This window comes from Salipaludibacillus agaradhaerens (genome assembly GCF_002019735.1).
GTDB classification, from domain to species: Bacteria; Bacillota; Bacilli; order Bacillales; family Salisediminibacteriaceae; genus Salipaludibacillus; species Salipaludibacillus agaradhaerens.
Genome location: NZ_KV917378.1, coordinates 1258818 through 1271661, shown reverse-complemented (window position 1 = coordinate 1271661; position 12844 = coordinate 1258818). Strand labels below are relative to the sequence as shown.

25 protein-coding genes are annotated in these 12844 nt (G+C 37.3%); 23 read left to right on the top strand and 2 right to left on the bottom strand.

Annotated features, from left to right (window positions below; genetic code table 11):
- Positions 1–29: 29 nt before the first annotated feature.
- Positions 30–899: an SHOCT domain-containing protein gene (locus BK581_RS06215; RefSeq protein ID WP_078577362.1), complete on the bottom strand. Its 870-nt coding sequence runs from the start codon at positions 897–899 to the stop codon at positions 30–32.
- A gap of 18 nt (positions 900–917) precedes the next feature.
- Positions 918–1292 (bottom strand): helix-turn-helix domain-containing protein, encoded by a 375-nt coding sequence (locus tag BK581_RS06210; protein ID WP_078577361.1) that lies wholly within the window; start codon positions 1290–1292, stop codon positions 918–920.
- 169 nt (positions 1293–1461) lie between these two features.
- Between BK581_RS06210 and BK581_RS06205 the strand changes: the two genes are divergently transcribed.
- The 23 genes from BK581_RS06205 to BK581_RS06110 all read left to right on the top strand — a co-directional run bounded on the left by BK581_RS06205 (position 1462) and on the right by BK581_RS06110 (position 12843).
- On the top strand, positions 1462–1695 hold the full coding sequence (locus tag BK581_RS06205) for a helix-turn-helix transcriptional regulator (protein ID WP_078577360.1): 234 nt from the start codon (positions 1462–1464) through the stop codon (positions 1693–1695).
- Positions 1695–1934 (top strand): DUF7667 family protein, encoded by a 240-nt coding sequence (locus BK581_RS06200; protein ID WP_078577359.1) that lies wholly within the window; start codon positions 1695–1697, stop codon positions 1932–1934. The genes BK581_RS06205 and BK581_RS06200 overlap by 1 nt, the downstream gene beginning before the upstream one ends.
- Positions 1931–2692 (top strand): phage antirepressor KilAC domain-containing protein, encoded by a 762-nt coding sequence (locus BK581_RS06195; RefSeq protein ID WP_078577358.1) that lies wholly within the window; start codon positions 1931–1933, stop codon positions 2690–2692. Before BK581_RS06200 ends, BK581_RS06195 begins: the two co-directional genes overlap by 4 nt.
- Positions 2693–2767: 75 nt before the next feature.
- Positions 2768–2926: a hypothetical protein gene (locus BK581_RS20075; protein WP_169837579.1), complete on the top strand. Its 159-nt coding sequence runs from the start codon at positions 2768–2770 to the stop codon at positions 2924–2926.
- A 149-nt stretch (positions 2927–3075) separates the two neighbouring features.
- On the top strand, positions 3076–3345 hold the full coding sequence (locus BK581_RS06190; RefSeq protein WP_169837577.1) for a helix-turn-helix domain-containing protein: 270 nt from the start codon (positions 3076–3078) through the stop codon (positions 3343–3345).
- A gap of 11 nt (positions 3346–3356) precedes the next feature.
- On the top strand, positions 3357–3545 hold the full coding sequence (locus tag BK581_RS06185; RefSeq protein ID WP_078577356.1) for a hypothetical protein: 189 nt from the start codon (positions 3357–3359) through the stop codon (positions 3543–3545).
- Between the two features lie 103 nt (positions 3546–3648).
- Positions 3649–3849: a hypothetical protein gene (locus BK581_RS06180; RefSeq protein WP_078577355.1), complete on the top strand. Its 201-nt coding sequence runs from the start codon at positions 3649–3651 to the stop codon at positions 3847–3849.
- A gap of 75 nt (positions 3850–3924) precedes the next feature.
- Positions 3925–4110 carry a hypothetical protein gene (locus BK581_RS06175; RefSeq protein ID WP_078577354.1) on the top strand — a complete coding sequence of 62 codons (186 nt, stop codon included), beginning with the start codon at positions 3925–3927 and terminating at the stop codon, positions 4108–4110.
- Positions 4107–6089, top strand: a complete 1983-nt coding sequence (locus BK581_RS06170; RefSeq protein ID WP_078577353.1) for an AAA family ATPase — start codon at positions 4107–4109, stop codon at positions 6087–6089. Before BK581_RS06175 ends, BK581_RS06170 begins: the two co-directional genes overlap by 4 nt.
- The gene (locus BK581_RS06165; RefSeq protein ID WP_078577352.1) at positions 6090–6269 is read left to right on the top strand and encodes a hypothetical protein; all 180 of its coding nucleotides are present in this window, start codon (positions 6090–6092) and stop codon (positions 6267–6269) included.
- 3 nt (positions 6270–6272) lie between these two features.
- On the top strand, positions 6273–7424 hold the full coding sequence (locus BK581_RS06160; RefSeq protein ID WP_078577351.1) for a hypothetical protein: 1152 nt from the start codon (positions 6273–6275) through the stop codon (positions 7422–7424).
- Positions 7424–8125 (top strand): MBL fold metallo-hydrolase, encoded by a 702-nt coding sequence (locus BK581_RS06155; protein ID WP_078577350.1) that lies wholly within the window; start codon positions 7424–7426, stop codon positions 8123–8125. The genes BK581_RS06160 and BK581_RS06155 overlap by 1 nt, the downstream gene beginning before the upstream one ends.
- Positions 8122–8304, top strand: a complete 183-nt coding sequence (locus tag BK581_RS06150) for a hypothetical protein (protein ID WP_078577349.1) — start codon at positions 8122–8124, stop codon at positions 8302–8304. The genes BK581_RS06155 and BK581_RS06150 overlap by 4 nt, the downstream gene beginning before the upstream one ends.
- A complete protein-coding gene (locus tag BK581_RS06145; protein ID WP_078577348.1) occupies positions 8304–8948 on the top strand; it encodes a beta clamp domain-containing protein in 645 nt (214 codons plus the stop codon). The genes BK581_RS06150 and BK581_RS06145 overlap by 1 nt, the downstream gene beginning before the upstream one ends.
- An 18-nt stretch (positions 8949–8966) precedes the next feature.
- Positions 8967–9110 carry a DUF6906 family protein gene (locus BK581_RS20070; protein ID WP_169837575.1) on the top strand — a complete coding sequence of 48 codons (144 nt, stop codon included), beginning with the start codon at positions 8967–8969 and terminating at the stop codon, positions 9108–9110.
- Between the two features lie 12 nt (positions 9111–9122).
- Positions 9123–10046: a DnaD domain-containing protein gene (locus BK581_RS06140; protein ID WP_078577347.1), complete on the top strand. Its 924-nt coding sequence runs from the start codon at positions 9123–9125 to the stop codon at positions 10044–10046.
- 8 nt (positions 10047–10054) lie between these two features.
- Positions 10055–10540: a class I SAM-dependent methyltransferase gene (locus BK581_RS06135; protein WP_078577346.1), complete on the top strand. Its 486-nt coding sequence runs from the start codon at positions 10055–10057 to the stop codon at positions 10538–10540.
- A gap of 23 nt (positions 10541–10563) precedes the next feature.
- Positions 10564–10728, top strand: coding sequence for a hypothetical protein (locus BK581_RS20065; protein ID WP_169837572.1), 165 nt, complete (start codon positions 10564–10566; stop codon positions 10726–10728).
- Between the two features lie 34 nt (positions 10729–10762).
- The gene (locus BK581_RS06130) at positions 10763–11029 is read left to right on the top strand and encodes a hypothetical protein (RefSeq protein ID WP_078577345.1); all 267 of its coding nucleotides are present in this window, start codon (positions 10763–10765) and stop codon (positions 11027–11029) included.
- Between the two features lie 52 nt (positions 11030–11081).
- Complete coding sequence (locus BK581_RS06125) at positions 11082–11573, top strand: hypothetical protein (protein WP_078577344.1); 492 nt, start codon at positions 11082–11084, stop codon at positions 11571–11573.
- Positions 11574–11769: 196 nt separating this feature from the next.
- Positions 11770–12033, top strand: a complete 264-nt coding sequence (locus BK581_RS06120) for a hypothetical protein (RefSeq protein WP_078577343.1) — start codon at positions 11770–11772, stop codon at positions 12031–12033.
- Complete coding sequence (locus BK581_RS06115) at positions 12017–12271, top strand: helix-turn-helix domain-containing protein (RefSeq protein WP_078577342.1); 255 nt, start codon at positions 12017–12019, stop codon at positions 12269–12271. Before BK581_RS06120 ends, BK581_RS06115 begins: the two co-directional genes overlap by 17 nt.
- Before the next feature lie 5 nt (positions 12272–12276).
- On the top strand, positions 12277–12843 hold the full coding sequence (locus BK581_RS06110) for a dUTP diphosphatase (RefSeq protein ID WP_078579872.1): 567 nt from the start codon (positions 12277–12279) through the stop codon (positions 12841–12843).
- Position 12844: the final 1 nt, after the last annotated feature.

Below are 12844 nucleotides of genomic sequence, written 5' to 3'. Positions count from 1 at the left end.
TGAAAAATTTGGTGCACTGGTGTACACCTTTATGATTCTAACAACTGTTTCTTTTTGTGGTTGTATTCTTCCTCTGTAATTGCTCCTGCATCTAATAAATTCTTGTATTTCATTATATCATCAGCAGCATTATTATCTGATTTTGGTTTGGCTAAATCTTTTGTTTGATTGCAGATTAATTGTAATATAGACATACATTCTTGTGCCTGGTCATATGCAGATTTATATGCGTCGCTTTTGGTTTTAGTTTTATGTTCGATAAAAGTGATATAAACAATAGGGGCTTCCATGTTATTAATTGTGATTTTAGCTTTCAAGCTATTGCAAAATTCTTTATTTTTTCTAGTTACTGCACCTACAATGGCTCCTGCACCACCGAATAAAGCGCCGCCCACGAAAGCTCTTCCGAGTCCGCCACTTGCAACAGAATTGCCATCTTCCAATAATTCGAAGTCTGCTATATCGTTATAATCATACACCTGTTCAATCAATCCGTGTTTGTCATAAATCGCCCATTTATTACGTTCTTCGTCGATAGCTAATTGATTATATATTTTTTTAGTTGGTGAGAAATTTTCTGAAAGTTTCTCTGATTCTTTTTTCTTTTCTTTTAACTCTTTCTCATTTTGATCTATTTGTAGATCAATGCCTTTTAAGATGCCAAATGTCGCTAAGAAAACTGCTCCAGAAATCCCAAACCACCATGCGAATTCTTCTAAAAAGAATAGCAGTACTTGAGATTGAAAACCGTCTTGAAAATATCTTATAAATTCGTAATACATAAACATGAAAAGATCAGTAAAAATCAGATTAACTATGAGCACAGGAATCAAACTTATTATCGTAATTCTTTTGTTAATCGACTTCTTCTCTTGCTTAACGTTTTCTTTTTCCTCCATTGTTAATCTCGCCTCCTTTTAATCGTCCTTTTTTTGACTCATTTTAAATTTTATATATTCATAAACTTCCTTCATATCCTCAGCGCTTAACGACTCCATATCTTTAAACATCAAGTCTATGTCAGGAAATTCTTTAGCGATTTTGCTTTTATAGTAATCAAAACTTTTCTCATCATCCTCAGCTGTTAACTCTGGGTGATCGCTACGACCTAATAAATAATCAGTCGTGACATCAAAGTAGTCAGCTAAACGCCTTAAATTATCGGTGTCTGGACTTCTGTCACCACTTTCGTAACCAGAAATGGACACTTTGGAAACATTTATAATTTTACCTAGCTCTTCTTGAGTTAGTTTTTTATTTTGTCTGAGTATCTTTAATCTCTTACCATCCATTTCAAATTCTCCTTTAGAAATTGCATAATATCTCCATTATAAGTTAACAATATGTTAATTTAAACAAAGTTAACTAAAAAGAAACTTTTTTATAAAAACCTATTGACAGTTAACTTATGGTGAACTAAACTGTAGTTAACATCAAGTTAACACGAAAGGATGTGAAACAATGGCTTTAGATAAGTTGAAACAAATAAGAGTGCAAGAACGGCTTACTTGCCAACAAGTCGCTGACCGTATTGGAGTCTCGAAAGAACATTATTGGATGATCGAGAACGGAAAACGTAGACTAAGTTACGATCTAGCTGTAAAGATTGCCAATGTATTTAAAGCAAGCCCTGATTATATTTTTTTGGATAGTAAGTTAACTACAAGTGAACAAAAAAGACAGGAGGTGATCTAATGCCGAATCCTCAACCAGTTTTTGAACGATACCACTGGCTCAAGCAAAAGAAAAAGAATTTCACTCTCACGAGAGATGAGAGACGGGATCTGAAAGAATGCGAACAATTCTTGAAGATCTACAACAGGAAACTCGGTCTGCTAGAAACATTTTTCTACATGGCCTACTCAACAGAAGACTATGAGTGGCTACATGAAATAAATAACGAAACAGACAAGCTGAAAGGAGAATTGACATGAATCAATTACAAGTTTTTGAGCATAACGGAAAGTTAGTTGCTGATAGTCGAGACGTGGCAGAAATGACAGGCAAAGAGCATTCACATTTATTAAGAGATATTAACAATTACAACCAAATATTAGGAAAATCCAATTTTGGATTATCTGATTTTTTCATTGAGAGTTATTACAGTTCTGGAACTCGAAACTATAAACATTACCTTTTAACAAAAAAAGGATGTGACATGGTAGCTAACAAGATGACAGGGCAAAAGGGGGTCTTGTTCACAGCTGCTTACGTTACCAAATTTGAAGAAATGGAACGAGAAATCAATCAACCTTATAAACTGCCTAAAAACTACAAAGAAGCACTGCTTCAATTAGTTGAGAAAGAAGAAGAAAATGAAAAGCTCTCAATTGAAAATCAAAAGATGAAACCTTATGCGGAATACGCAAAGAAAATCCTATCTAATCCAGGCTTAGTCTCTGTTTCATCTATTGCAAAAGATTACGGCATGACAGCGCAACAATTGAATAAAAAACTTCATGAGTTAGGCGTTCAATACAAACGCGGTGAGCAATGGTTCCTATATCGTAAACACGACGGTAAAGGGTATGTCCACTCACACACTTTTGAATACAAACATAGAGATGGCACACGTGATGTTAATCCCACAACAAAGTGGACACAAAAAGGACGGTTATTTATCTACAGCTTACTTAAAGATAACGATATTTTACCGGAGATCGAAAAGCATGACGTTTATCAGGTTGTATAACCGCAATTTCTTTTAAAAAAACAAGGGTAGTCCCACTCAAGAGCAAGCATAGCATCAACTAAGGGAGGGAGTTTTATGACACAACCAAGATCACCACACATTAACCAGTTTTCCAAAGAAGCGCAGGAAATAGTCTACAAGATTGTAGCGAAAGCGCTAATCAGGAAAGCTAAAGCAGAGCAAGAACAGAAAGAACAGCAGGAACAACAAAAGAAAGGAAAGGTAGCTCAGTAAGAGTTACCTTGTCGGACAAGCCTTCCTGACAATTGATATGACCTAGGAGGGGTAATCAATCTATTTACATTATAAAGCTATTAATCTAGTAAATGGTTTCCGAGTCGGAAAGGTTTCCTATTTGGAAACTTGAAAAGGGGGTGAAGCAGTTGGATTGGGGAGCTGTATTGAAAACAGCTCGGAAACGTGAAGGACTAACACAAGACGAATTAGCAGATAAACTTCACTTAACTAAAAGCTGTATTTCTAAATTTGAACACAATGTAAAAGAAGCTAAGATATCAACGTTTATCAATTGGATGAAACATACTAATGCTCAAGATTTACTCATCGCAGCCATGTTGCAGATCGATCCCGGACAAGTAACACAAATCCTAGAGCTTATCGGTCAGTATGTCACGTTTATCAAACTATTTTAGGAGGAGATCACATGTACCATTATCGCTGTTATGTAGAGGTTAATAGAGAAAGTGTTCCGGTTTATATCTCTAGCGCCAAAGAACTTAATAACGAGGAAATCGGTGAAAAAGCGATTCAAACGTTTATCGACTCAGCTAAAACGCATGATCAATCTTTTGTTGCAAGTGAGTTGGTCCCGTTAGGGTTTGTGAGAGTATGAGGTACTCACGAAGAGAGTTAGCAGGATACATTGTATTGACGCTTGTGTGTCTCTTGCAAGCTATCTATTATCTACAATTTGCACCGTTAGGGAGGTAACGACAGTGACCAAATATGAAAAGCTTTGCCGTATACAGGCACTTAGACAACAGATGGAACAAATTGAAACCAAGATTAATGATGTAATAGATGAAATGTTAGAAATCGAAGAAGCGGCTGTTTATGAATCAGAACAAGAAGCGATTAACGAAGAAGAAAAAGAGCGTGCGGAGGATAAAGAAAAATCCGACCAGACCGCCATCTGATCGGACAATTAAAAACATAACTTAGTTACATTATATGCGATTTTCGCAAATTTTACAACGGAGGGTTAACTATCTATGAGTATCTTTAAAATTATCGAACGAAAAGAAACTACTGTCGAAACGGAGATTGAAGCAAAGACAGCCGGTGAAGCCATGATGAATTACCGTAATCATGCAAGAAAAGAAAAATCGTTAATATCTCAAAAAACGCTCTCTGAGAACATAAAAACGATCGTTTCAGAGGAGGGAAAAAATAAATGAAAACCTTAAAACTCATATCCTTAGAGCTTAAAAATTTTAAAGGCGTTAAGTCATTTACTTTAAATGCGGATGGAGAAGACATCCGAGGGTTCGGCGATAATGCCACAGGTAAGAGCACCTTGTTTGATGCCATGACATGGCTCTTATTTGATAAAGACAGTCACAACAAAAAAGACTTTGGAATCAAGACTTTGGACGAGGCAGGAAACGAAATTCACGGACTAGATCACGAAGTTTCCGGAGTCTTTCTTGTAGATGATCAGCCCTTAACACTCAAAAAAACTTACAAAGAGAAATGGACCAAGAAGCGTGGTTCAGCGCACAAAGAATTTACTAGCCACAGTGTTGACTACCATATCGATGATGTTCCTATTGGGACTAAAAAAGAATTTGATGAAAAAGTAAAAAGCATTGTGGACGAAAACGCTTTTAAACTCCTGACGAATCCTGCATATTTTAACGAACAAATGAGCTGGAAAGATCGCCGTAAAGTCTTGCTAGAGGTATGCGGTGATGTATCAGAGAAGGACGTTATTGCATCTGATAAGAAACTATCAAAGCTCTCTGATCTGCTTAGTAATAAGTCTATTGAAGATGTAAAAAAGATGGTCGCAGAACAAAAGAAAGAGATCAACAAGCAGCTGGACATGATACCGGTTAGGATCGATGAAAGTAAGCATAATCTTCCTGACGTTTCAGGGCTTAACGAATCACAATTAAATACTAACTTAAAAAATTACGAGGAAAAAATACAAGCTAAAGAAGATGAAATATCCCGTATCCGTAACGGCTCAGAAGTGACGGAGAAACAAAAAGAACACGCACAGCTGCAAAGCGATCTTATCACAATTAAAAATGAACATAACTCAGAAACACAGTCAGTGGTTGCCGCCAAAGAAAAAGAGTTTTATGAGGTTAAAAGTCTAAGGGACGACATGGAATTTCAAATCATGGCCGTTGAGCGTCAAATGAAATCCAAAGCATCACAGGTTGATGAATTGACAGCTGAAAAAGAACGCTTGCTCAAAAAATATCATGAAGTAAACGGTCGAGAGTTTGAACATAAGCATGATGAAAACTGTCCGACATGCGGTCAAGATTTACCGCCAGAACAAATTAATGAAGCTCATGAGAAGGCACTTGCTGCATTTAATGCCGAAAAATCAGAACAACTAGAAAGCATTAAAACAAAAGGGTTAGACCTTAAGCAGCAGGTCGAAAAGTTGCAAGAGGAAAGCAAAAAACTAGCTGAAAGTATCCCTACTAAAAAAGATCAATTAAACCACTATGAATCTCAGTTGCAAGATTTACAGAGTGAGATATCTGCTTTAAAAAATAGCACAACAAGCATTGAAGAGAACGAGACATACAAAGCAAAACAAGCAGAAATTGAGCAAGTTAAAACGGACATCGAAGAGCTTAAGACATCTGTTAACAAGAAGATCGAACAGGCACAAAGTGAGCTGTCAGAAATCAAAGATAGTAAGCGAGAAGTTGAACAAGATTTAACAAAAATCGCACAACACAAACAATCAGAAGAACGAATAAAAGAACTTTCAGAGCAAGAGCGCAATCTAGCAAAAAAATATGAAGAGCTGGAAGAACAACTCTATCTCACAGAAGAGTTTACACGTCAAAAGGTTTCACTTTTAGAGGACAAGATCAACAGCAAGTTTAAATATGCACGGTTTAAGCTCTTTGAAAACCAGATTAACGATGGACTAAAAGAAACGTGCGAGACGCTTTACGAAGGCGTGCCATACGGTAAAGGTCTCAACACTGGTCATCGCATTATCGTTGGACTGGACATCATTCAGACACTCTCTGAGCATTACGGATTTCAAGCGCCAATCTTTATAGACAACGCTGAATCAGTGACCAAGCTACCTGATATGGATGCACAGTTGATTAGTTTAATTGTATCTGAGTCAGATAAGAAGCTAAGAATCGAGCAAGTAACGCAGAAGGAGGCGGTTTAAATGGAACGTAAAGTCATCGTATTAGAATTATCAAATGTTACTGATGAGCAAGTACAAACAGATTTAGGAGAAGCTTTCTCCAATTTTTGTTCAAAAAACAAAGGGTCTGGTATTACCGCAAGCGTTTTATCAGATGAGTGTGGAAATAAAGTCAAAAAACTGATAAACGGGGAGGCGTAATCAATGCCAGAACAAACACAACAATTTAACACGCGATTAGCTAAAATAAACAACACTTATGCACCGATGATAGAACGTCAATTAACTGGTAACGGAATCGATATGGACGATTATTCAAAGCAATGTGTTGTTAATGCAATAACTAGCATTAACCAAGCTCTTGATCAAAAAGGGATTGATTGGACAGACCCTCAGCTTGATCAAAACAATTTAACTGAAATATTGCTTAATGTCGCTTCCCTAAAATTGAATGCGGCTGCTAGTCCAAGAGAAGTTTATTTTCAGACTAGGAATGTGAAGGTTAAAGGTGTTGATGGCAACGGAAATTCTATAGATGTATGGAAAAAACAAATTGAAATGGGAATTGAAGGGGACGGGAATGACGCGATCCTCTCCCGGTTCGGTCGTAATGTTGATCGTGTTTCCCAGATATGGCTTGTAAGAGAAGAAGATGAATTCACTTACCCGACATTTACAGGACTTGAAATGCAGCCGCCGAAGTGGACGCCAACAGGAAAAGGCAAGGTTATCAGAGTTGTATATCCCATCATTAAGACTGATCAGACAGTTGAATATCACATTTCAGAGCGTGAAGATGTCATACGTAATTTAATTGCTCATATCAACAACAATCTCATGAATGAAACATTCGGCATTGCCGAGAGCCGGTTTAAAGCTACAGCAAAGCAAAAAAAAGAAATTGCAGCAAAGAAATCGGAAGTGTTGAACAAAGTGAAAGATATGTCACTTGATGAAGCGTTAGATGATCCAGAAACGCAAAAGCATATTAGTCCTGCTTGGAAAGACCCTCAAAGTAGAGAATCTATGATCATCAGGAAGATGCGTAATAACGTTGCTAAAAAGATTCCAAAAGACTTCTCGAACTCCTTCGTTTCCATGCAATACGAAAAGACGACTGATGAAACTTATAAGCAAGTTAAACAGGAAATTGAAGATAATGCTAATCAAGAGTTTATTGACGTTGAACCTATCGAAGGGGAAGAGCACTCGCAAACAACTGAACCTGAACTAGAAGAGAAAGAGCCCGAACCAGAACCACAGTTAGAACCTCAGCAGGAAAGCAAGCACCAGAAAGAATATGATCTCTTTGAACAATCACAGCAGAAAGCGGCAGACGACGGAGACCCATTCTAATGATTGAGATCAAAACACTAGCTTCGGGATCAAAGGGCAACTGCTATCACATCACTGATGGCAGTACCGCCCTCTTGATCGAGGCAGGTATATCGTTTAAGGAGATTCGTAGAAAGCTAGACTTTCAGACGTCTAATATTGCCGGATGCTTGGTGTCACATGAGCATCAAGACCATTGTAAGGCTGTCTCAGATGTTATGCGAGCTGGAATAGACGTTTATATGTCAGAGGGAACAGCGAGTGAAATAAACGCCACAGGACACCGTGTGCAGCTTGTTAAATCAAAACAATCATTCAGGCTCGGTACATGGACCGTATTGCCGTTTGATGTGCATCATGATGTGTCAGAGCCATTAGGTTTTTTACTCGCCAATCAAGCAAGGGACAAGTTGTTATTTGCCTCTGATACCTACTACATCAAATACAAGTTTAAAGGACTTACTCATCTGCTATTAGAGTGTAATTACAGCCTAGACATCCTTAATGAAAATATTGAAATTGGACGGGTCCACAAAGCTATGAAAAAGAGACTATTACGCTCTCATTTCAGTCTTGAGAACGTGAAAGAGTTTTTAAGAGCTAACGACTTGAGCCGAGTTCAAGAGATTCACTTACTACATTTATCAGACACTAACAGTGATGAAGCTAGATTCAAGCGAGAGATCCAAGAGCTCACTGGAAAGCTGGTGTATGTCTCATGAGGCAAACAATCCATATACCGGAATACTACGTCTTTGTAGCAAAAAACAGCAGCGATCCTAAACGAGCCTACGAAAGCATGATAGCAGCTTACTTGGAGCACAATTATCCAGGCTATAAATTTATAAATTATTATCAGCGTACAGCTGAGATTGAAAAAATAAACGGAGGGATCATTTAATGAGCGATATTAATTTTATTCATTCAGATAAATATTCAAAAGCTATTGAGTTGTCAAAGAAGTTTGTAGCGAAGGTAACGACGAGACCGATCTTGTTGTTTGTCGAACATAGAAAAGATGGCTCTATCATTGCCACTGATTCAAGCAAAGCCTTAATTGTAGAAAATTTGCATGGGTTTGACCAAGATTATCTGATAAATCCTAACACATTAGAATTTGCAACAGGAAAATTCCCAGATATCTTCAGGTCAATAGGTGGTGAGAATTACAAACACGTTATTACTCTTGATAGAGAGCAAATTAAGGTTTGGCTTCAGATGCACAGATCAATGAATCAAATGTTCAAAATGCTTAAATCCAAAAGGCATAAGATTGTAAATGTGACTATTGATGAAAAAAAGCGGATCAATTTCAACATTCGCCACCACGAAAATGAATTAGATTACAGGCTCCCAACTACCGAAATATCAGGAAGCATGGAAACTATTTCTTACGATAACGAACGGATGAGAGACGCCCTTGAAGTTCACGAAAAACTAGAGTCCGAGAAGGTTTTCATAAAATTCACAGGAATATTGTCGCCTTTTGTTCTGACAAACGATGAAGACGTATCGGTTTATGTGTCTCCGATTAGAACTTACTAAATACCAGGGGTGAGTTATATGAAAAAGCCAACCAGAGTACAAAAAGAGGCGATTAACTGGGTGGGATTAAATGTCGAATATTGGCACATAAAAAAGGTCCATCCTGACTCACTGGTGATTAAGCATCGGTGGGTTGGGAGGGAGAAAGAAATACCGTTATAAGGGGTCGATCTCATGAAAGGCGCATTCCAAATAAGTAGAGAGATTTTTCAAAATGACATATGGAACGACCCCGTTAAGTTTAGAATCTTTTTCTACATTATCGGGAATGCGGTCTTTTCGCATGATGGAATAGAACATGCCGGAATGCATTTGCAAAGGGGGCAGTTCCTAAGGTCATTAAGAAATTTACAGGATGATTTAAGTTACAGAGAAGGCCGAGGAAACTCGCTTAAAAAGTACCCTCTTACCACAATTCAAAGGAAACTTAAATCATTAGTAAAAGATGGTCAAATAACAATGAAAAGAACAGAATATGGAACACTCTTCACAGTGGTTAACTATGCGACATATCAGTCTTTTGAGCACTATAAAAAAGAGTCAGTGGAACAGAAACGGAACAGTGATGGAACAGTGACGGAACAGCGATGGAACAATAATAAGAATGTAAAAGAATGTAGTAATAAAGAAAAAGAAATAAGTAGTAGTAGAGGATCAGAAAATCCCTTTGAATTTTATCAACAAAATATTGGTGTCTTAAAACCTCATGTCTCTGAATCTATTGGTTTGTGGTGTGATGATCTGTCAGATGAAATTGTTATAGCGGCTTTAAAGATCACAGTTAAAAACAATGCTAACTCATTTTCTTATACAGAATCTATTTTAAGAGAGTGGGCTAACAGTGGTTTAAAAACCGTTGAGGATATTCGGGCTTATGAGATGGATAAAAAGGACAAGAAGCAAAAACAGAATCAAAAGCAAAACAAGCCACAGTCCATACCAACATGGAAGCAAGCGCAAGAAGTACCAAAGCCTAAATGGATGGATAATAACCAGACTCATGAAGACTTTGAAGATAAAGAATTGCAGGCGGCAAAAGAAGAAGCTGCCAAAGTTAAGGCACTGTTAGAAGAGAAACGTAAAAAACGTAGCGGATAGGAGGCATCATGAAACAACTTGAGCTATTTACTGATACAGAAAAAAAGCGAGTTTTAGATGCTTGTTGCGGTAGTCGTATGTTTTGGTTTGATAAACATAATGAGGATGCAGTCTACATGGATAACCGAGAACTTACAACAACTCTGTGTGATGGGAGAACATTAGAAGTTAAGCCTGATATAATTGCTGATTTTACAAACATCCCTTTTGATGATGAAACATTTTACATGGTGGTCTTTGATCCTCCTCACTTACTCAAAGCAGGAGATGAGTCGTGGCTAGCATTAAAGTACGGGAAGTTGAACGAGAATTGGAAGGATGAAATTAGAGAAGGGTTTAATGAATGCATGCGTGTTTTAAAACCAAACGGAACACTCATCTTCAAGTGGAATGAGGACCAGGTCAAAACTAGCGAAGTTGTAAAAGTAATTGGCCAAAAGCCTTTAATCGGCAATAGAAGAGCTAAAACACACTGGATGGTTTACCTTAAATGACTTTAATGATGAGGAGAGATTGTATGTATCTTAGAAAACTAGCTGAAAGAGAACAAATGCTAAGAGAACTCGAAGCCATGAATTATTTTGACGCAAGGGATGGACGACCTCTAAAGGAATTGAGTTATCAGGAGTTGCAAGGGGAGTACGTCAGGCTGCCGGAGCTGGCGGAAGTTAATGGACGATAGACTTAAACAGTGAAACAAGAAAGATGGTGTAAAAGTGGATGTTTTAACAGATAAAAAAGTCACTACAAGGAAAAATCATCAATGTCATGGTTGTGGTTATTCTTATCCAGCTAAAACAGAAATGCGTTATACAACTTCCGTAGATGGTGGAGATATATCAAGTGCCTACTGGTGTAAAACTTGCGATGAAGTAATCAATAAAACTTATGACTATGTTGATTTACAAAATGGTATTGGATTTGGAGAAGTTAAAGATTGGGATATCCCTTATTGGGAAAGTGTCAATTTGAAGTATCAATAATTGGTGTAGAGTACGTCAAAACACCACAACCAAATACAAGGAGGAATATTAAGTGGATAAAACAATTGAAAAACTTAAAGAAGAAGCTCGTAATTCGTGGAGTGGCGAAACTGGAGAACAAAGAGCAAAGGATCTTGAAATGTATTTAAAAGGTAAGTTAGCTGAATACTCAAATGCTTTAGATATTCCGCAAGAAGAAATACTGAAATCATGGGAAGAAGATAGAACATATAGTGCCATAAATTACTATCAAGAAGCTAACCAACCAACAATAAAAGGTGATAAAGTTAGAGTTTTTGAGACTGTCGATGAAATGCTACAAGCAATCGGAGAAATGGAATTTCGTTGTCCTTCTTGTAATGGTGTTTCAACCAATCCTTACAAATGTAACAGTGGTGATGAAATGTCAAAAGGGAAAATGTGTGATTGGAATGTAGGTGGTCTTTTCGGAGATTTAGGAGAAGGGACTTTCATTTTCATAAAAGACAAATTAAAAGGTGAAACGATATTTACTCCTATATCTTGGGAAAAGGTTACTTCCTAGTACAAGCAAACACAATAAAGAAGGAGCCAATCATCATGACATGCCCTAAATGCAACGGTGCTGGTTTTATATATAAACAATGGTCACTAAAAGGCGAGGCTTTTAATACTAAAGTAGATTGCGAGTGTAGCGACGGCGACGGAATAAAAGAGGATCAGATGAATGCATTTTTAGATTTTTTAAAGGAGATACAATAATGCGCTTATCATTTGGTGACATATTAATTAACCACTGGGCCAGTGACACAAATCCCCAAAAGGTCGGTGTGTTTATTAGACGAAAAAGAAAAACTATCTGTTTAACAGATATGAAGGGATCTTTTTGGGAGCAATACAGTGATGCTTTAGAAAGCGGCATGCTCGAAAAGGTTGGAAATGTAGTAGATAAAAGCGCTAAAAAACTATCTGAATATCTTAGCGACAGTAAACAGAAGGAGGATCAAGATGACCCAAGCTCTTAAAGCAAACGAGCCGGTTGTGATTTTGGAGGAATTAGACTTCCTGTTTAAACGCTCAGAATTAGCCGAGATTCATTCTTTATGGAATGAAGGGTTCTCAATCACAGATATAGCAAAACGTTTAAAAAGAGACAAGAATGAGCTGTTTCTGGCGGTGTTTCATTTAAGCATGTCGAACAATAGCAAAAAAGATAACAATATCAAGATTAAAATGTCGCAGGTGATAGGAGGTCTATCGTGATCAAACTGAATTTAGATGAATTATTCGCAATGCAAAAAGAGTTAGATGCGGACATAGTTAAAAGAAAAGGATTAGAGGGGCAGGATTTATTAACTAAGAAAATACTAGCTTTACAAGTAGAGTTAGGGGAGCTTGCAAACGAGTGGAGAGGATTTAAGTTTTGGAGTGAGTACCAGGAACCAAGAACTAATCATTTAAATAATCCTTCAGCGGTCATTTTTGGAGCTGAACCAAAGTATAAAAACCCACTACTTGAAGAATACGTTGACTGTCTACACTTTATTTTGAGTATTGGATTGCATTTAGAAATGGACAAATTCCCTGAAGTTGAACTAGATATTTATTTCAAAGCAAATGATGTTTTGGGTTTATTTTCTGGATGTTTTGCAGGAATAGCAGAAGTCGATGTTTGTTTAGGACACCGTGACCATAATCTAGATTATGCCTATGAGTATACACTACAAGCGTTTATTCGCCTTGGTGAAAAATTAGGATTTACGTGGGAAGAGATCGAGCAAGCGTACAAAGAGAAAAACAAAGTTAACTTTGAACGTCAAGCGAATGGATATTAGG